The organism is Nocardia sp. NPDC088792, from assembly GCF_044750615.1.
Classification (GTDB): Bacteria; Actinomycetota; Actinomycetes; order Mycobacteriales; family Mycobacteriaceae; genus Nocardia.
On the sequence record NZ_JBIVKC010000010.1, the window covers coordinates 140,825 to 158,910 of the forward strand.

An 18,086-nucleotide genomic window follows, 5' to 3' on the forward strand; every position below is an offset into this window, starting at 1 on the left:
CTGGAATGTCGCCGTGGAGGAGCTCCCGGAAATGATGTATCTCCGCACTTTCGCCCCCTGGATCGTCTACGCGATCATCCCCACACACTATTGGGAGTGGTCGGCCCTCATCGCCCTCTGCATCTCGCTGGCGGGCATCGCCCAGCAACTCCGCGCCGGACAGCGTCCCGAGGCCCTGATCATCGACATCGGATCCGGCGTGTTCTTCGCCGCGCTCACGGTGCTCGCCTTCGCGGATCCCGATACCGCCCTGCACGCCTACACTCCGGCGCTGTCCTCGGGTGTGCTCGCGCTCATCGCCGGCATCTCGCTGGCCGTGCGCGTGCCGTTCACCCTGCCCATCGCCAAACAGACCACGCCGCAAGAGCTCTGGGACAACCCGCTCTTCATCAGGACGGCCTACATCCTCACCTCGGTGTGGACCGCCAGCTTCGCCATCGGCTGTGTCGCACTGGCCTTCCTCGCACACGACCAGGGCCCGCGCACCATCGTGCAGGTACTGGCCTTCGTCATCCCGGTGGTCTTCACCCTGCGCTACGTCGCCTACATCCAGGCCAAGGCGCGGACCCTGCTCGCCCAGCCGGCCGATCCGGCCCGGCCGTCCGATCACCTCGAACAGAACAGGTACGACGCATGAACGTCCCCTCCTACCTCACCGGCAACTACGCGCCGGTCCTGGACGAGATCACCGCCATCGAGCTACCGGTCACCGGGCAGATCCCGCCCGAACTCGCCGGCTGGTACCTGCGCAACGGCCCGAACCCGCACGCCGCCGCCTCCACGCACTGGTTCCTCGGTGACGGCATGGTGCACGGCGTCCGCATCCAGAACGGGCGCGCGGTGTCCTACCGCAACCGCTGGGTCCGCACCAGCACCTTCCTGAACGGCGATCCCGGCCGCGATGCCGAGGGCCACCGCGATCTCACCGCGGGCCTGGCCAATACCCACGTCATCCGGCACGCCGGACGCATTCTCGCCCTGGTCGAATCGTCCTTCCCGTACGAATTGACCTGCGACCTGGACACTCTGGGCCCGCACGACTTCGACGGCAAACTCCGCACGGCCATGACCGCGCACCCCAAGACCTGCCCGATCACCGGGGAGCTGCACTTCTTCGGCTACGACGTGGTCGAGCCCTACCTGACCTACCATCGCGCCGATGCCGCAGGCGATCTCGAAGTCAGCCGCGATATCGAGGTGCCCGCGGCGTCGATGATCCACGACTTCAATCTGACCGCCGAGCACGTCGTATTCATGGATCTCCCGGTGCTTTTCGACCTGGAGACCGCGCAAGCCGGTGCCGGCATGCCCTTCCGGTGGAGCGATACCTACCAGGCCCGCCTCGGCGTACTGCGCCGCGACGACCCCTACGGCGAGGTCCGCTGGTTCGATATCGATCCCTGCTACGTCTTCCATCCCCTCAACGCTCACGACGAGCCGGGCCGAATCGTGCTGTACGTCATGCGCTATGCCAGCCTGTGGCGCAAGGATGCGCAGGAAGAGGAGAAGGCCAGCCTCTGGCGCTGGACCATCGATCTCGTCACCGGCGCCGTGCGTGAAGAGCAGGTCGACGATCGCGCGGCCGAATTCCCCCGCGTCGACGAACGCCTCGTCGGTCAGAACGCCGGCTTCGGCCACGTGACGGTCGCAGGTAAGGACGCGGGCGCCCTCATCCGCTACGACCTGACCACCGGTGCGAGCATCACCCACGACTTCGGCCCCGGCAGAATTCCTTCCGAGGCCTGCTTCGCCCCGGCCGACGGAAACCCCGGCGGCCCCGGCTATCTCATGACCTACGTCTACGACGCCGCTACCGACCGCAGCGATCTGGTCATCGTCGATGCCACCGATCTCACCGCGAAACCGGTGGCCACGATCCATCTGCCCCAACGTGTGCCGTTCGGCTTCCACGGCAGCTGGCTCGCCGACAACTGATCTGCTTCCGACAGCGCCGTCAGGATTCGACCGGCGATCGGTCCGCGGGTGGCTCGGCCACCCCGTTCCGGTCGCCGGTTCGCTGTTGTGACCCGAGGATTCCGTAGAGCAGCAGGTCCTCGAGGGAGGCGGCGAAGCCGTCGAGGTCGTCGATATCGCGGATGCACATGGCGAACAGGGCGGCGCCGGCGATGGTGTCGAGGAGGGTGTCCGGGTCCAGGCCCGGGCGGGTGGGTTCGCCGTCGGAGGGGAGGTAGTCGGCGAGTTCGCGGCGGGTGGGGGTGTCCAGGCGGGCGGACAGTTTGGCGTAGAGGCTGGGGTCACCGCGCATCTCGGCCATGAGGCCGGGCATGGCGGCGCGGGTTTCGGCCGAGCCGAAGAGCTGGATGGTGCCGCGGATGACCTTGCGGATCTCGCCCAGCAGGTCGGGGGCGACCACTTCGGAGCCGACATCGGGGAAGACTGCCTTCGCCACCAGGTGGGCCTTGGAGGGCCAGCGGCGGTAGATGGCCGGGCGGCTGACCCCCGCGCGGACGGCGATGGCGTCGATCGAGGTTGCGGCATAACCCTTTTCGACGAGCAGGCTGCGGGCGGCGTCGAGTACGGCACTGTCCACCGCGGGGTCGCGGCGCGGGCCCAGGCGGGGGCGTTCGGTCACGAAATCCGTCCTTGTCAGCGCGAGGTGGAGTCGTTACAGTCTGTCACATCAATAGTCGTTACAGTCTGTAACTGCTGGGGACCCGAGGAGAAATCGTGTCTGCTGCCCCGCACCTCACCGCACCCGCCGAGACCTATCAGCCGGTGCCATTGCTGCAGGACAAGGTCATCGTGCTGTCGGGCGTCGGGCCCGGCCTGGGCCATTCGCTCAGCATCGAGGCGGCCCGCATGGGCGCGGACCTGGTGCTGGTCAGCCGCACCGAGAAGAAGCTCGAGAAAATGGCCGGCGAGGTGCGCGAATACGGCCGCACCGTACTGGTCGCGCCCGCCGACATCACCGACGAGGAACAGCGCCGGTCCGTGGTCGAACGCACGCTCGCCGAATTCGGCCGGGTCGACTGCCTGATCAACAATGCCTTCGCGATTCCGCCGATGCATCCGATCACCCAGATCGAGCTCGAGCATCTCCGCACCGTGAACGAGACCAATGTGTTTGCGCCGCTGCGGCTTTCAACCCTGTTCGCCGACGCGCTCGCACAGTCCCGCGGCTCGATCATCATGCTCAACTCGTGCGTGTCCTACAGCTCGCAGCCGGAGTACTCCGGGTACAAGCTCTCCAAAGGCGCACTGCAGCATCTGGCTTCGTCACTGGCCACCGAGCTGGGCCCGCGCGGTATCCGCGTCAACAGCGTCGCGCCCTCGTATGTCTACGAGGACATCAACAAGGCCTACTTCGACTGGCTGGCGAGCCAGGCGGGCGTCACGCACGAGGACATCTACCGCCAGAAGGCCGCGCCCACGGATCTGCAGCGACTGGCCGGGCCCGAGGAGGTCGCGCGGGCCACGCTCTTCCTGGCCAGCGACCTGGCGACGGCCGTCACCGGCCAGATGCTCACCGTCGACTGCGGCGAGTTCCACCGATGAGTGCAGGAGTACACGTGCAGAAACGAATCGTCCTGTGGGGCACCGGAGTCGTCGGCTCCATGGTGCTGGCGGAGATCCTGCGCCACCCGCGTTTCGAACTGGTCGGCGTCGGCGTGAGCAATCCCGACAAGGTCGGCAAGGACGCCGGTGACCTCTGCGGCGCAGCGAAAACCGGTGTGCTCGCCACGGATTCGGTCGACGAGCTGATCGCGCTGCGCCCGGACGCCGTCGTGCACTACGGGCCCACCGCCCAGTTCGCCGACGAGAACATGCGGGTCATCGGCGCGTTCCTGCGCGCGGGCATCGATGTGTGCTCCACCGCCATGACCCCGTGGGTCTACCCCGCCATGGACAAACTGCCCAGCGTGTGGCGCGATCCCATCACTGATGCCTGTGTCGAGGGCGGCGCCTCCTGTTTCACCACCGGTATCGATCCCGGCTTCGCCAATGACCTGTTCCCGCTGACCCTCATGGGCCTGTGCGGCGAGGTGCAGTCGGTGCGCGCCTCGGAACTGCTCGACTACACCGATTACGAGGGCGACTACGAATTCGAGATGGGCATCGGCCATCCACCGGAATTCAAAGCGCTGCTGGAATATCCGGACGTGCTGATCATGGCGTGGGGCCCGACGGTGCCGATGATCGCCCGCGCCGCCGGGATCGAACTCGACGACATCACCACCACCTGGGACAAATGGGTGACCCCCGAGGACCGTGAATCGGCCAAGGGCATCGTCAAGGCGGGCACCGTCGCCGCGATCCGCTTCACCATCAACGGCATCCACCAGGGCCGTGAGGTCATCACCCTGGAACACGTCAACCGCATCGGCCTCGACGCCGCCCCGGACTGGCCCGCGGGCACCCGCGACGACGTCTACCGTGTGGACATCCTCGGCTCCCCATCGATCTCACAAGAGACCTCGTTCCGATTCACCGACGGTTCCGGCCGCACCCCCGCCGTGGCGGGCTGCCTCGCCACCGGCATGCGCGCCCTCAATGCCGTTCCCGCGGTGAACGATCTGCCACCGGGCTGGGTCACCGCACTGGACCTGCCCCTCATCCCGGGCGTCGGCACCATTCGCTGAATCACCGCACGGTTACCGCAGATACATCACGGCGATGCCTGCGGCGACCGCGCAGGTGGCGATGATCCGGGCGCGGCCGAAACCCTCCTTGAACAGCAGGGCCCCGATCAATGCGCCGATGATGATGCTGGACTCGCGGAGCGCGGCGATATCGGCCAGGCCGCCGCGCGTCTGCGCCCACAGGATCAGGCCGTAGCCGAGCACGCTGAACAGTCCGCCGGACAGTCCGAGAATCAGGTACGGCCGCAAGTCCTTCCAGAGTCCGCGCCCTCGCTGGGCGACCGCGAGCACCGGAACCCCGAACTCGCCGAGCAACATCAGCCAGCCGATATACCCGAGGGTGCTGTCCGCCCCGCGCACGCCCACGCCATCGACGGTGGTGTAGGCCGCGATCATCAGGCCGGTGCCCACCGCGGTCCGGATCGCCGCCGGCGATGCGGGCCGCGTGTGATAGCCCCAGAACACCAGCAAGGCCAGTCCCCCGGAAATCAGCAGTACACCGGCGATCTGGCCCGCACTCGGTAACTCCCTCAGGAAGATTGCCGCGACGATCGTCACCGCGAGCGGTGAAGTTCCCCGGGCCAGCGGATACGTCTGGCTCAGATCACCGAGCCGATACGACGCCATCAGCAGGCCGTTGTAGGCCAGATGCAGTACCGCCGAGGCGCCCAGCCAGATCCAGCTCCGTGGATTCGGCGGGGCGGCAAGACATATCAACGGCACCGCACACAGCATGCTGCCCAGGTTCACCAGCGTGAACGACACCGTCTTGTCGGGAATCCAGTGCGCGATGGCATTCCACGTCGCGTGCAGACATGCCGCGCCGAGTGTGGCGAGCAGAACCGACACCGGTATTGATTGCGAATCCAGAGCGGCCGAGGCGGTGACAACACCCATTGCGAGGAACTCCAGTCAACTTCCCCGGGTAGCCAGGGCATGCCGATGAGAGTCCTCCAGGCTTTTGTCCCTTCAGATGTCGGCGCTTCCCATGGGGGAAGCGCCTAGGTGCAGCTCGGACCAGTCCACGCAGTACCTGATTGTGTTGTCTCGCGGGCGGTATGCGTACGGAACCCTATGCACGATCTCGTACGCCACCGTAACACCCTCAGCGGACAGCAGGATCCGCGACCTGCGCGACGGCCCGGGCGGTGAGCTCCACCGAGTGGATCCGGTCCTCGATCCGCTGTGCGTAGTGCGCGGTGATGAGCTCGTCGGCGCCGATCGAATCCGCGAAATCGGTCAGGTACGAGCCGATTTCCTCCGGTGTGCCGACGGCGGTGTACTTGGTCATGGACGAGAGCTGCGCGCCGTTGGGCGAGGCGAGGAACGCATCGATCTCGTCATCGCTGAAATCGTGCTGCCCCGGACCGCGCTGGATCATCCGGCGGGCACGGTCCCGGTAGGCGATGGCGCGGTGTTCGGCGGCCACCTCGTGATCGTCCGCCGCGAACACATTGACTCCGGCGATCACGTACGGCTCGGCCAGCTGCTCGGAGGGCTGGAACTTGTCACGGTAGACGGCGACGGCCTCGTGCAAGGCGCCCGGCGCGAAGTGCGAGGCGAACGCGTACGGCAGGCCCAGATGTGCGGCGAGCTGGGCGCCGAACAGCGATGATCCCAGAATGTAGAGCGGCACAATGCCTTCCGCGCGCGGGACGGCCTGCACACCCGGTATGCGCGAATTTCCGCTCAGAAAGCCCTGCAGTTCCAGCACATCCTGCGGGAAGCTGTCGGCGGAGGCGTTATCGCGGCGCAGCGCGTACATGGTCTTCTGGTCACTGCCGGGCGCGCGGCCCAGGCCGAGATCGATGCGGCCGGGGAACAGCGTTTCGAGGGTGCCGAACTGTTCGGCGATCACCAGCGGCGAATGGTTGGGCAGCATGATCCCGCCGGCGCCCAGTCGAATCGTTTTGGTGTGCTCGGCCACGTGCCCGATGACCACGCTGGTCGCACTCGAGGCGATCGAATCCATATTGTGGTGCTCGGCATACCAGACCCGCCGATAGCCGCTGCGCTCCGCGGCCTGCGCCAGTACCACGCTGTTGGCGAAACTCTCCCGCGCCGACTGGCCGGGGGCGATGGTCGCCAGGTCGAGGATGGAAAGCGCGATGGGCATGCGGCGCAGCCTTTCAATGGTGAGCGAGCAATTTCAATCTATGACAGCGCATACAACCCCGGTGGCATTCCCGGCCGATTCCTGACCGTCTCCGGGCGGGCGTCACCGCGACGATTCGATGCGGGCGGCGCAGTCGACCAGCAGTTCGGCGGGACCTTCCGGGGGCGCGCCCGGACGCCAGACCGCCCGGAACTGCCGGCTGAACACGGTGGCATCGGCCAGCGGGACCTCGTGCACCGCACCTGTGCGCAGATCCGGACCGGCGACGAGACGGCTCAGTACGGCCGGGGCGACACCGGCCCGGACGGCGGCGAGGATCGCGACCGCCGAGCCGAGTTCGGCTGCCGGTGCGGCCGGCACACCGTAATCGTCCAGCACCTCCCACAGGGTGTCCCGGGTCCCGGAACCGGATTCCCGCCACAGCAGCGGCGTTTCGGAGAGTTCCCGCAGCGACACCGCACGCTTGCGGGTCGCCCACGGATGGCCGGCCCCGACCACGATCACCAGGTCATCGGAGCCCAGTTCACGGCCACTGAGCCCGTCGGGCAGATGCGGCCCTTCGACGAAGCCCAGATCCGCACCACCCGAACGCACCAATTCGGCCACCTGGCAGGAGTTCTCGACCTCCAGCGCCACCGACACCTGCGGCTGCACCGCCCGCAGTGCCGCCAGCCAGTGCGGAATCCGGTAGTCGGCAATCGTTTTCGACGCCGCGATGCGCAACCGCGATGCCCCGGCATTACGTACTTCGGCAACGCCTTCCACCAGCGCCGCAGCCGCAGCCAGCACCGCGCGCGCATGGGTCACGACGGTCCGGCCCGCATCGGTGAGGACGGATCCGTTCGGTCCGCGCTCGAGCACGTGCAGGCGCAGCCGCCGTTCGAGCGCGCGAATCCGCATGCTGGCCGCGGGCTGGCTGATGCCGTGACGCCGGGCCGCCGCGCCGAGACTCCCCAGATCCGCGACCGAGACGAGCAGATCGAGCGCCTCGAGGTCGGGTGTTCCGGGCGGCAATGGCATAAGTCCTGATTAGCAGGCGCGCGGTCGATCGCGCCAGCCGGTACCCGTGCGATCGACCGGTCGGGCGCACACCGTGCCCGGCCGGACCCGCCGCCGGAGCCTGATCCGCCCGCACGTACCACCCAGCCGGTTTCCCCGCAGGCGGCCCGGTCACCACTTGCGGTGTCAACCCGGGTCCCGCTGTGGAACCAACTCCGCCGGCGCCCCCGGTTACCGTTTCGGCGACGCGCCGCGGGTCCGGTCGGTGCGGTGGCAACCGCTCGCCGCCCGGCTCGCGGACTCATAACTCCGGTTTATGAGTCCTTTCGAGATCGGTGGCTACTCGTGGCCGCGGTCACAGGAGATCGTGTGCACCATGCGCTCGTACCTTCCGGGCGTGGCTCTCGCCGCGGCCCTCGCAACTCTCGCCACCGTGCTCGGGCGGGTATTACCCGTCGTGGGGGCGCCCGTACTCGGATTGGTCGCGGGCGCGATCGTGGCGGCGGTCGGCGGGAAGGCCTTTCGCGAGGACGGCCCGTTCGCGCCCGGGCTCGCGTTCGCGCGACAGCGGTTGCTGCAGGTCGCGATTGTGATGCTCGGGCTCGGGCTGCCGGTGAGTGCGGTGCTCGCCGTCGGGAATCGGACGGCTCCGGTGCTGATCGGGACGCTGGCGATCGGAGCGATCGCCGCGTTCGCGGTGGGCAGGATGCTCGCCCTGGATGCCGAATCGGCCACGCTGGTCGCGGTGGGCACCACCATCTGTGGGGCGTCGGCGATTGCCGCGGCCACGGCGGTCATGCGGCCGCGCCGCGATACCGTCGGCTACGCGCTGGCCACCATCTTCGTGTTCAATGTCGTTGCCGTGCTGGCGTTCCCGCCGGTCGGACGGCTGCTGGGCATGTCGCAGGACGCTTTCGGTCTGTGGGCGGGGACCGCGATCAACGACACGTCCTCGGTGCTGGCCGCCGGGGTGATCTTCGGTGCGGCCGCAGCGCATTTCGCGGTGATCGTGAAGCTGGCGCGCAGCCTGATGATCGTCCCGATGTGTCTGGGCCTGCATATGCAACGGCGGCGCACGGCCGAGCCGGGGAGCGAACGGCTCTCGGTGCACAAGATCGTTCCGGTGTTCGTGTTGTTGTTCCTCATCGCGTCGGTGATCGCCGGAACCGGTGCGATTCCGGCGTCGTGGCATTCCGATATCTCGCTGGCCGGCGGCTGGCTCATCGCGGCGGCGCTGGTCGGCATCGGCACCTCGCTGACGTGGGCGCAGATCCGCCGCGCGGGGACGCGTCCGCTGCTGTTCGGCGGGATCCTGTCCGTCACCTTGGCCGTCGGTAGTCTCGCTCTGCAGTCGGCCACCGGCTGGCGCTGAGTCCGCAAATACGAACGGAGTCGGCCACCGGTGCTCGGTGGCCGACTCCGTAAGTGTCTGTGGCTATTCGGCGTTCAGGTACACCGGCAACGCGATGTGCCCATTGGAGATGAAGCTGCCGATCGGGGTCAGCTCGCTCGGGTCGACGGCGAAGCGCAGCCCCGGGAAGCGCCCGAACAGGGCGGGCAGCGCGGTGGTCGCCTCCATGCGGGCCAGCGGTGCGCCCAGGCAGTGGTGCGCGCCGTAGCCGAAGGCCACGTGCTGTTCCTTGGTCTTGCGGTGGATGTCGAACTCGTCGGTGGTGTCGCCGTGCAGCTGCGGATCGCGGCTGGCCCCGGCGTAGGAGGCGAGAATCGCCTCACCCTTGGTGATGATCTGGTCGCCGATCTCGATGTCCTCCACCGCATATCGCAGCGGCAGGTGCGCGACCGGCGCCTGGTAGCGCAGCGATTCCTCGATGACATCGGACCACGGCACCTGCTCGCCGGTCACCTCGGCCAGCTGCCCCGGATGGGTGAGCAGCGCGGTGATGGCCTGATCCAGCAGGTTCACGGTGGTCTCGTGCCCGGCATTGATGACCAGCATCAGGGTGTCGACGAGTTCCTTCTCGGTCAGCGCCGAGCCGTCGTCGTCACGGGTCGCGATGAGCACGCTGGTGACATCGTCGCCCGGGTTGTCGCGACGGTAGGCCACGAGTTGCCCCACCAGGCCGTACATTTCGACATAGTTCGCTTGGGCCTGCTCGGCGGTGAACGAGCCGTCGAAGAAGCCGTCGACGCAGCGGTGCATATCGGGGCCCAGATGTGGAGGCACGCCCATCAATTCGCTGATCACGCGGATCGGCACCGGGTAGCAGTAGCGGGCGCGCAGGTCGACGACCTCGCCGGCGGGCAGGACTGCCAGCTCGTCGAGCAGTTCGGTGACGATCTCGTTGACGCGGTCCTGCATGACGGTGGTGCGGCGGTGGGTGAAGGCCGGGGACACCAGCTTTCGCAGCCGCCGGTGGTCGCCGCCGTAGGCGGTGAACATATTGTCGACCGCGACCCACGGCAGCAGCGGCCAGGCCTCGGTGATCTCGCCGTTGATGAAGGCCGACCAGTGCTGGCGCGGGTCCTTCGAGACGCGGGGGCCGGCCAGCAGGTCCTTCAGCACGGCCTGATCGGTGACCGACCATGCGGGTACGCCGCCCGGAAGTTCCACCAGGGCAACCGGTCCGCGCGCGCGAATCCGGGCCGACTCGCCCTGGATATCGGTGCCGGAGGGATCCAGGACGATCGGTTCTTGTGACATCAGCGTCTCCTTAGTGCATGTTCAACGCGGAAGAAGTCGGGAAGCGCACCGGCAACGCCACCATCGCACGGTGGAAAGGCCCGGGCCGCCAGCCGATCTCGTCCTTCGGGACGGCCAGCTCCAGATCGGGCAGCGCGTCCAGCAGCTGATCGATCGCGTTCTGCGCCACCAGGTAGGCCACCGAACGGGCCGGGCAGGCGTGCGGGCCCGCGGACCAGGCCAGATGCGAGCGGTTGCCGGTGCGGTCGCCGCCGGCGATGGCGGGATCGTTGTTGCACGCGGCGAAGGAGACCAGCACCGGCTGATGCGCGGGCAGCCAGGTGCTGTCGATGAGGATCGGCTGGCGCGGGTAGCTGATGGCGAAGTTGGCCATCGGCGGGTCGTTGAAGAGCACCTCGTCCAGGGCGTCGCGGGTGGACAGGCTGCCGCCCAGCACATCTCCGCCGAAGCGTTCATCGGTGAGCATGAGCAGCAGCGCGTTGGCGATGAGGTTCTGCATCGGCTCCAGACCGGCGCCGTAGAAGCTGACCAGCTGGTACAGCATCTCCTCGTCATTGAGATTCGCCGGGTGGTGCGCCATGCGCGAGGTGACGTCGTCGCCGGGTTCGACGCGGCGCAGGGCGATCAGTTCCAGCAGCGCCTCACTGAGCGTCTGCATACCCCAGGCGGCGTTCACGGTGTCGAACAGCGCGGCCATACCGGTGGCGACCCGCTGCCCCAATTCCATTGAACAGCCGACCATCCGATTGAGCGTCTCGAAGACCAGCGGCAGGGCGTACTGCGAGATCAGGTCGGCGCCGCCCTCGGCCGCGAAGGACCCGATCACCGGCGCGGCGATGGCCTCGACGGTGGAATGCAGTGCATGCAGGTCGATTCCGTCGATGGCGGCGGTGTAGGCCTGGCGGTAGCGCACGTGTTCGGCGCCGGCATTGCGCAGGGCGTTCGGGTACCACTGCATCATCGGGCGGATGGGGGAATCCTCGGCGATGCCCTGCTGCCAGATGCGCGGGTCGGCCGGAAAGTGTTCCGGATCGTTGAGGATTCGGACCGCGGTGCGGTAGTCGACAACCAGCGTGGCGGGCACGTCGGGGGCCAGGTCGATCGGCACCATGGAACCGTGCTGCCGGCGCATCTCCCGGTAGGCGGCGTGCGGGTCGGCGGCAAACTCCGGGGTGCCCAACATGATTCGCGGGCACTGGTTGTAGGGCGCGTAAGAGCCTGTCGGGTGCAAGAACGAAACTCCCTACCGAGGAACAGTTTTCATCGAGCAGTCCGGCCGGACCGGTCATTTCGACGCTTCGCACACTAGCAGCACCGCAGCACACGCACTTCTTTTGTGAAACGTATGCAGGTCGCGGGCGTCGCGGCGGGGGTCCCGCACCCTCGCCGACCAGTCGGTCCGATCAGGCAGGTAACGGTTCAGCGACAGGCCGTGGTCGCGGTCACAATCCCCTTCCTTCTGGACGCCTGATCCAGAATCCTCGAATCACACGATTTGCTCAAAGTTCGCTGGATCGGGGGATCCGCGAAACCTGCCACCCAATTCCCGAGGTGACATCTTCCATCCGTAAGGAGTCTCGTCATGCGCACCCGTACCCTCTTCACCGCTGCCACCGGCCTCGTCGCCACCGCCGCCGCCCTCACCGTGCTCGACGCGGGTACCGCCGCCGCATTCCAGCCCGTCTCGGATCCGGACTTCGGAGCCACGGGCGTCTGGCTCAACCCGGGAGAGACCGCCGCGATCGCCAACAGCCCGATTCCCAACCTCATCGACGCCGCGGTACCGCCACAGGGACACGTCATCTGGCTCGAGGACGACTCCACCATCCCGGCCGACGAGAACGGGGTCTTCGCCTCCGACGCCCAGATCATCGGCGAAGCCGCCTCGCATCCGGGCGGCACGGTCGGACTGTTCCTGCTCGACCCCTCGAACCCGTACACACCCGGCGGTCAGGTCGGCATCGTCCAGGACTGGTGACCCGAATCATGAAGCTCCGCACCGTACTCGCTCTTACCGCGACGGCCGGCGCCGCCACTCTCGTCGGCACCGCCACCGCACACGCGGCCACCCCCGTCACACTCGGCGGGGGCTCGGGCATCATCCTCAGCAATCACTCCGTCTGCTCGCTCACCACCATCGGCCATGACAATGCGGGCCGCCTCGTCGGCCTCACGGCCGGGCACTGCGGTCCCGCGGGCACCCTGGTCTCCGCCGAGAAGGATCGCTTCGCCGGACCCGTCGGCACCATCACCGCCGCCGATGACGGACTCGACTACGCCGTCATCGAATTCGAGCCGGACAAGGTGGTGCCGGTGCGCACCATCGGGGCCACCACCATCGCGGGCACCGCGCCCGTGCCCGGACCCGGCGCCCAGATTTGCAGTGACGGCCGCACCACCGGTTTCAATTGCAGCGTGAACTGGGGGCCGCTCGAGGACATCGATCTCGGCCAGACCTGTTCCAACCATGGCGATTCCGGTGGGCCGATCACCTCGGGCGACCGGCTCGTGGGGATGCTGCAGGGCGGACTCATCGGGTACGGCGCGCTCACCCTCGACATCCCTTGTGTGACGGCCGCATTCCCCATTCACTCCCCCACCTATTACCGGCCGATCGATCAGATCCTCTCCTCGATCGACGCGACCGGCGGGCCGGGGACGGGGTATCAGCCCATCTGACGCGGCGTCAGCGCTGCGTACCGGGCTGCACCGCGGTCTGCAGATCGGCCACGGCCGTTGCGGATTCGAGGACTATCTCCCGCATGGCGGCCTCCGCGGCGGCGGCATCGCGGGCTCCGATCGCCGCCGCCACGTCGATGTGCAGCTGGACGGCGACCGGATCGGCATGCTCGGGCATGAGGGCGTGTTCGGTCCGGCCGGCCAGCACCTCGCGCACGATCGGGGCGAAGACCTGCAGCAGCGGATTGCCCGAGGCGGCAAGGAGAGTGGCGTGGAAGTCGACATCGTGGCCGAGATAGGCGGCCTTGTTGGCGGCGCGGGCGGTGGCGGACATGCCCACCACAGCCGCGGTGAGCGCGCCGCATTCGTCGGGAGTGGCATTGGTGGCGGCCAGGCGGGCGGCCAGGGGTTCGACGCCCGACCGTAGTTCGGCGAGCCAGGCGAGCTGAGCGAAGCGCTCGGGGCCGGCGAGTCGCCAGCGAATCACCTTGGGGTCCAAGGCCTGCCATTGGCGCTGATCGAGCACGGTGATGCCGGCGCGGCGGCGGATGCTCACCATGCCCAGCGATTCGAGGACCCGCACGACTTCACGGGCGACCGTGCGGGAGACGCCGAAGCGTTCGGAGATCTCCTCGGAGGAGATGCGCGCGGCGGCCGGGATGGCACCGCTGGTGATGTCGAAGCCCAGACGGTCCAGTACCGATTCGTGCAGTTGCCGTGTGTCGGCGCCCTCGACCATGGGTTCAGTCTCACACACTCGGCGTATGTATGGTCGCGGCCTGCTCAATACGTAGTACTTATTCTTCGATCGGCTTGATATAGTCCTCCATATTCGGACATAGTGCCGTGGATCACTCCACCCCGACTCGAAGAAGCGTCATGCACTACATCACCCCGCTCGCCCTGCCGAGCCTGGCCGACAAGGCCCTGCCGCACGCCGGCAATGCCCAGCTCATCACCGCGGCGCTCATCGGCATCGCCCTGATCGTCGCCCTCATCACGTGGCTGAAACTGCATCCGTTCCTGGCGCTGGCCATCGGCGCGGTCACCGTGGGCCTGATCGCCAAGCTCGGCGCGGCCGATACCGTGGCCTCCTTCATCAAGGGCTTCGGCGCCACGATGGGCAGCGTCGGCATCCTCATCGGCTTCGGCGCCATGTTCGGCAAACTGCTCGCCGATTCCGGCGGCGCCGATCAGATCGTCGACACCCTCGTGGGCCGCGCCGGGCCGCGGGCGCTGCCCTGGGTGATGGGCCTGGTGGGCGCGATCATCGGGCTGCCCATGTTCTTCGAGATCGGCGTGGTGCTGCTGATGCCGGTCATCCTGCTGGTCGCCACCCGCTCGCGACGGCCGCTGATGTCGATCGCGATCCCGGCGCTGGCGGGACTGTCCGCCATGCACGGGCTGGTGCCGCCGCATCCCGGACCGCTCGTCGCGGTGGCCGCGTTGAAGGCCGACCTGGGCCTCACGCTCGGACTGGGCGTGCTCGTGGCCGTACCGACGGTGATCCTGGCCGGGCCGCTGTTCGGCAAGCTCGCCGCCCGCTGGGTGAATGTGCCGGTGCCCGAACTGTTCTCGGCGCCCGATCAGGCCGAGCAGGACCGCGAAAAGGAGACGAAGCCGCGGCCCAGCTTCACCGCTACGCTGGCCACCATCCTGTTGCCGGTGGTGCTCATGCTCGGCAGCGCGGTCGTCGATGTGGTGTCGCCGAAATCCGGCGGCGAGCTGAAGAAGGTCCTCGATGTGCTCGGCACGCCGCCGGTCGCGCTGGGTATCGCGCTCATCGTCGGCATGATCGTGCTCGGCCGCGGCGGGCGCATGACCCGGGAAGCCGTGTCCGCCACCATGAGCAATGCCCTGCCGCCGATCGCGGGCATTCTGCTGATCGTCGGCGCGGGCGGCGGTTTCAAGCAGGTGCTCGTCGATACCGGGATCGCCGACACCATCGCCGATGCCATTCGCGACAGCAGCCTGCCGGTCTTGTTGCTGGCCTGGTTCGTGGCCGCGCTCATCCGGGTCGCCACCGGTTCGGCTACCGTCGCGACCGTGACCGCCTCCGGCATTCTCGCGCCGGTGGCCGCGAGCCTCACCAATTCCCATGTGTCGCTGATGGTGCTGGCCATCGGCGCGGGCTCGCTGTTCCTGTCGCATGTGAACGATGCCGGGTTCTGGATGGTGAAGGAGTACCTGCGCATCAACGTGGTGCAGACCCTGAAATCCTGGACCGTCATGGAATGCATGATTTCCCTCGCGGGCCTGGCCGGTGTGCTGGCGCTCAGCGTGATCGTCTAGGAGGTCCGGTGTCGTCGGAGACTGCTGCTCGTCCGCAGATCGTGGTGCTCATGGGCGTATCCGGGTCCGGGAAGTCCACGGTCGCGGGGATCCTCGCCACCCGGCTGGGCTGGGATCTGCTCGAGGGCGATGATCTGCACCCGCCGGCGAATATCGCCAAAATGCATGCGGGCCATGCCCTCACCGACGCCGATCGCCGGCCCTGGCTGGAAGCGATCGCGCGCTGGATGTCGGGCGAGGTGACCGCGGGGCGCTCCGGCCTGGTCACCTGCTCGGCGCTCAAGCATTCCTATCGGGACATCCTGCGGCAGGCCATGACCGGGCATCCGGAGGCGGTGCTGACCTTCGTGCACCTCACCGGTTCACGAGAGCTGTTGCAGCACCGCCTCACTGCGCGCATGGATCACTTCATGCCACCGGGTCTGCTGGATTCTCAGCTGGACACCTTGGAAGCACCGGCGACGGACGAGCACGATGTGGTGAGCATCGAGATCGGGCCGCCGCCCGCCGAGGTCGCGGCCGCCACCCTGACCGCCATCCAGGCCCGGGCCTGATCTCAGCTGTGCTCAGTACGCTTCAGGTGTGTGAAAGTCTCGCGAATCCCGCGGTGATCGACCGCATCGCTCTTCTCGGCATTCCACCGGTAGAGGGGGCGGGCCTGCCGGCTACTTCGCACACGTGAACTGGATGACATCGAATCCGGCCGCCTCGGCGAATTGTTCGACGCCATCGAAGACAGTCCTGTCGGGAAGCGGGAGACATCCGCCGGGGAAAATCACCTTGCGGATGTATTTCAGGAAGTCGAGATTCTCGCGAGTGTAGGAAATCCCGCGGTCGTGCGGATAATCCTGGGTGGCTCTGTATTCGCCCGCTCTGTGAGCGCCCGCTCTGCGTTCCAGCAACTCCCCCACGTATTCGTACTGGTGCCGACTCGAGGTGAGTCCGATGCCACTCATCCGTTACCTCCGTAGTCCCGCTGCTGTGGATAAGACAGAGCCACCCGACCGCCGGCCGGGGAATAGCACGAAGATGATTGAACGAACCGAAGACTTCCGGCGACAAAGTATAAACACACCAACCGGTTTCAGCCCGCATCCCCAAAGGCCCCGTCAACCAGAACCGGAACACTTTCACTGCCACCGACCTCGACAGCCACCGCAACATCATCAGCAAACCCCTGACTCCGCAACTCCCGCCCCGACGCACAGTCCCCGATCAACCCCGCGATATCGCCACACCCGTCATAGCAAGCCTTTGCCGCCAGCGCTTCCGGGGACAGCGGCCCCGCGCCGCGCTCGGCGAGGGCGGTGATGACCGCACCCGCCCCGAGGTAGTCCTCGACCGCGGGACGCAGGACGTCCCGGCCCGGCCAGTGCTCACCGGCGGCGATCACCGAGACGGGCCGTTCGGCGGTCCCCCAGCCCTGCCCCACGATCCAGGCGGCCACCGCCGCGGCATTGCGCAGGCAGGCCGCGATGACCGGAATCCCGTGCGCCGCGGCCGAAATCGCGGAGCCGTTCGGTGAGGGCAGTACCAGCCGAGCCGGAGCCGGAGCCCGCCGCAAGGCCGCCGGGGACAGTGACCACGGCTGTTCGGCGGATACCGCTCGCCGTCCCACCGCCAGTTCCGCGGCATGCGCCGCCGCGAAATCCACGGCCGATCGCTCGCGGGAGGGATATGGGAGCACCTGGGTGCCCGCTTCGACTGCCACCGAGACTGCGGTCGTGAAGGACAGTACGTCGATCACGACGAGCGCCGCGCTGCCGGGACCGATGGCCTGCGCACCTGCCGCGCCCCAGTCGATGCGGACGCCGTGTGAAATCTGCTGTGCCCATTCGGGAATCGACGACATGTCTTGCACCCTCCCAGCTACCGATACCGTGCTGCGGGGTTGATCATGTCATTTGGTGGGTCCGTTTGAATCGGTGCGGAGGGGGAATGGCGGGAACGTCAGTTTCAGCACTACAAGGGAGTTGCCGTGATCATCCTCGGCCTCATTTTGCTCGTAGTCGGCTTTGTCGTCGGCTTCCATGTTCTCGTCGTGCTCGGGGTGATTTTGCTGATCGTGGGCGCGGGCCTGGCGCTACTGGGCGCGACCGGCCGGGCCATCGGCGGGCGGCGGCACTACTACTGATCCTCAGACGCCGGTTGTGGAGCCCGGGCGCACGATCATCAGGATGGTTACGGTCGCCCACAACAGGTTGAAGATGCCGGTCAGCATGGCGAGCCGCGCCGCGGTGGGCAGGTCGGGAACCGCGACGCCCGCCGTGCGGGCACCGGTGAGGGTGGTGAGCACCGCGTCCTGGGCGGGCAGTATCAGCAGGCCCAGGATGAGGGCGGCCGCCACGGTGAGCACGATGGACGTGATCACCCACGCACTGCCTAGCACATTCATGCTCTGCGCCAACCCGAAACCGACGACCGGCACCACCAGGCCGAGAAAGGCGTAGACGCGGCAGATGCGATGCAGGACACGGACTGTCTCCAAGGACGCGTCCACTCCGGTGGCATGCCGCGCGGCGGCCGGATACATGCTGGCGGCCACTGTGACCGGGCCGATGGCAATGATCGCCGCCAGCACATGAATGGCGAGAAGGGCTTTCGTCACCGGACCGAGGCTAGAGCCACTCGTCCCGGCCGCCCAGAGGCTGGAATGACAAAGATCAACTGATTCTCGCCACCGCCGATGACATCGTGTTTCAGCTCACAGTGAGCTAAACATCCAGGTCGCGTCCTT

The 18,086-nt window shown here is 67.4% G+C and carries 20 protein-coding genes; 10 read left to right on the forward strand and 10 right to left on the reverse strand.

All coding sequences use genetic code 11. The features are described from left to right. Positions 1-31 precede the first annotated feature (31 nt). A complete protein-coding gene (locus ACIP5Y_RS47200) occupies positions 32-637 on the forward strand; it encodes a hypothetical protein (protein ID WP_400360375.1) in 606 nt (201 codons plus the stop codon). Next, the gene (locus ACIP5Y_RS47205) at positions 634-1,935 is read left to right on the forward strand and encodes a carotenoid oxygenase family protein (protein WP_400360376.1); all 1,302 of its coding nucleotides are present in this window, start codon (positions 634-636) and stop codon (positions 1,933-1,935) included. Before ACIP5Y_RS47200 ends, ACIP5Y_RS47205 begins: the two co-directional genes overlap by 4 nt. A 19-nt stretch (positions 1,936-1,954) precedes the next feature. Here the strand turns inward: ACIP5Y_RS47205 and ACIP5Y_RS47210 are convergent, their stop codons facing one another. Beyond that, complete coding sequence (locus tag ACIP5Y_RS47210; RefSeq protein ID WP_400360377.1) at positions 1,955-2,593, reverse strand: TetR/AcrR family transcriptional regulator; 639 nt, start codon at positions 2,591-2,593, stop codon at positions 1,955-1,957. Positions 2,594-2,688: 95 nt separating this feature from the next. On the opposite strand from ACIP5Y_RS47210, the gene ACIP5Y_RS47215 reads away from it, so the two are divergent. Together ACIP5Y_RS47215 and ACIP5Y_RS47220 are read left to right on the forward strand one after the other, a co-directional pair. Further along, complete coding sequence (locus ACIP5Y_RS47215) at positions 2,689-3,516, forward strand: SDR family oxidoreductase (protein WP_400360378.1); 828 nt, start codon at positions 2,689-2,691, stop codon at positions 3,514-3,516. Beyond that, positions 3,513-4,601, forward strand: coding sequence for a dihydrodipicolinate reductase (locus tag ACIP5Y_RS47220; protein WP_400360379.1), 1,089 nt, complete (start codon positions 3,513-3,515; stop codon positions 4,599-4,601). Before ACIP5Y_RS47215 ends, ACIP5Y_RS47220 begins: the two co-directional genes overlap by 4 nt. 12 nt (positions 4,602-4,613) lie before the next feature. On the opposite strand, the gene ACIP5Y_RS47225 is transcribed toward ACIP5Y_RS47220, so the two are convergent. The 3 genes from ACIP5Y_RS47225 to ACIP5Y_RS47235 form a co-directional block, all read right to left on the reverse strand. Beyond that, on the reverse strand, positions 4,614-5,450 hold the full coding sequence (locus tag ACIP5Y_RS47225) for an EamA family transporter (RefSeq protein WP_400360380.1): 837 nt from the start codon (positions 5,448-5,450) through the stop codon (positions 4,614-4,616). A 256-nt stretch (positions 5,451-5,706) separates the two neighbouring features. Further along, complete coding sequence (locus ACIP5Y_RS47230) at positions 5,707-6,717, reverse strand: LLM class flavin-dependent oxidoreductase (RefSeq protein ID WP_400360381.1); 1,011 nt, start codon at positions 6,715-6,717, stop codon at positions 5,707-5,709. Between the two features lie 102 nt (positions 6,718-6,819). Then, positions 6,820-7,737 (reverse strand): LysR family transcriptional regulator, encoded by a 918-nt coding sequence (locus tag ACIP5Y_RS47235; protein WP_400360382.1) that lies wholly within the window; start codon positions 7,735-7,737, stop codon positions 6,820-6,822. Between the two features lie 295 nt (positions 7,738-8,032). Between ACIP5Y_RS47235 and ACIP5Y_RS47240 the strand changes: the two genes are divergently transcribed. Further along, on the forward strand, positions 8,033-9,088 hold the full coding sequence (locus ACIP5Y_RS47240; protein ID WP_400360383.1) for a YeiH family protein: 1,056 nt from the start codon (positions 8,033-8,035) through the stop codon (positions 9,086-9,088). A gap of 63 nt (positions 9,089-9,151) precedes the next feature. On the opposite strand, the gene ACIP5Y_RS47245 is transcribed toward ACIP5Y_RS47240, so the two are convergent. Next, positions 9,152-10,378: a cytochrome P450 gene (locus tag ACIP5Y_RS47245; RefSeq protein ID WP_400360384.1), complete on the reverse strand. Its 1,227-nt coding sequence runs from the start codon at positions 10,376-10,378 to the stop codon at positions 9,152-9,154. 10 nt (positions 10,379-10,388) lie between these two features. Then, the gene (locus ACIP5Y_RS47250) at positions 10,389-11,561 is read right to left on the reverse strand and encodes a cytochrome P450 (protein ID WP_400360495.1); all 1,173 of its coding nucleotides are present in this window, start codon (positions 11,559-11,561) and stop codon (positions 10,389-10,391) included. A 399-nt stretch (positions 11,562-11,960) separates the two neighbouring features. On the opposite strand from ACIP5Y_RS47250, the gene ACIP5Y_RS47255 reads away from it, so the two are divergent. Together ACIP5Y_RS47255 and ACIP5Y_RS47260 are read left to right on the forward strand one after the other, a co-directional pair. Continuing rightward, positions 11,961-12,356: a hypothetical protein gene (locus ACIP5Y_RS47255; RefSeq protein ID WP_400360385.1), complete on the forward strand. Its 396-nt coding sequence runs from the start codon at positions 11,961-11,963 to the stop codon at positions 12,354-12,356. 8 nt (positions 12,357-12,364) lie between these two features. Then, entirely contained in the window at positions 12,365-13,057 is a 693-nt protein-coding gene (locus ACIP5Y_RS47260) for a S1 family peptidase (protein ID WP_400360386.1), read from the forward strand. Positions 13,058-13,064: 7 nt separating this feature from the next. Here the strand turns inward: ACIP5Y_RS47260 and ACIP5Y_RS47265 are convergent, their stop codons facing one another. Continuing rightward, on the reverse strand, positions 13,065-13,796 hold the full coding sequence (locus ACIP5Y_RS47265) for a FadR/GntR family transcriptional regulator (RefSeq protein WP_400360496.1): 732 nt from the start codon (positions 13,794-13,796) through the stop codon (positions 13,065-13,067). A 140-nt stretch (positions 13,797-13,936) separates the two neighbouring features. On the opposite strand from ACIP5Y_RS47265, the gene ACIP5Y_RS47270 reads away from it, so the two are divergent. Together ACIP5Y_RS47270 and ACIP5Y_RS47275 are read left to right on the forward strand one after the other, a co-directional pair. Next, entirely contained in the window at positions 13,937-15,349 is a 1,413-nt protein-coding gene (locus tag ACIP5Y_RS47270) for a GntP family permease (protein WP_400360387.1), read from the forward strand. Positions 15,350-15,357: 8 nt separating this feature from the next. Then, on the forward strand, positions 15,358-15,903 hold the full coding sequence (locus ACIP5Y_RS47275; protein WP_400360388.1) for a gluconokinase: 546 nt from the start codon (positions 15,358-15,360) through the stop codon (positions 15,901-15,903). A 111-nt stretch (positions 15,904-16,014) separates the two neighbouring features. Here ACIP5Y_RS47275 and ACIP5Y_RS47280 read toward each other — a convergent pair whose 3' ends face one another. Together ACIP5Y_RS47280 and ACIP5Y_RS47285 are read right to left on the reverse strand one after the other, a co-directional pair. After that, on the reverse strand, positions 16,015-16,260 hold the full coding sequence (locus ACIP5Y_RS47280; RefSeq protein ID WP_400360389.1) for a hypothetical protein: 246 nt from the start codon (positions 16,258-16,260) through the stop codon (positions 16,015-16,017). Positions 16,261-16,433: 173 nt separating this feature from the next. Further along, entirely contained in the window at positions 16,434-17,201 is a 768-nt protein-coding gene (locus ACIP5Y_RS47285) for a 2-phosphosulfolactate phosphatase (RefSeq protein WP_400360390.1), read from the reverse strand. Between the two features lie 126 nt (positions 17,202-17,327). Here ACIP5Y_RS47285 and ACIP5Y_RS47290 point away from each other — a divergent pair, with 126 nt between their 5' ends. Beyond that, positions 17,328-17,483, forward strand: coding sequence for a DUF6131 family protein (locus tag ACIP5Y_RS47290; protein ID WP_400360391.1), 156 nt, complete (start codon positions 17,328-17,330; stop codon positions 17,481-17,483). Between the two features lie 3 nt (positions 17,484-17,486). Here the strand turns inward: ACIP5Y_RS47290 and ACIP5Y_RS47295 are convergent, their stop codons facing one another. After that, positions 17,487-17,957 (reverse strand): hypothetical protein, encoded by a 471-nt coding sequence (locus ACIP5Y_RS47295; protein WP_400360392.1) that lies wholly within the window; start codon positions 17,955-17,957, stop codon positions 17,487-17,489. Positions 17,958-18,086: the final 129 nt, after the last annotated feature.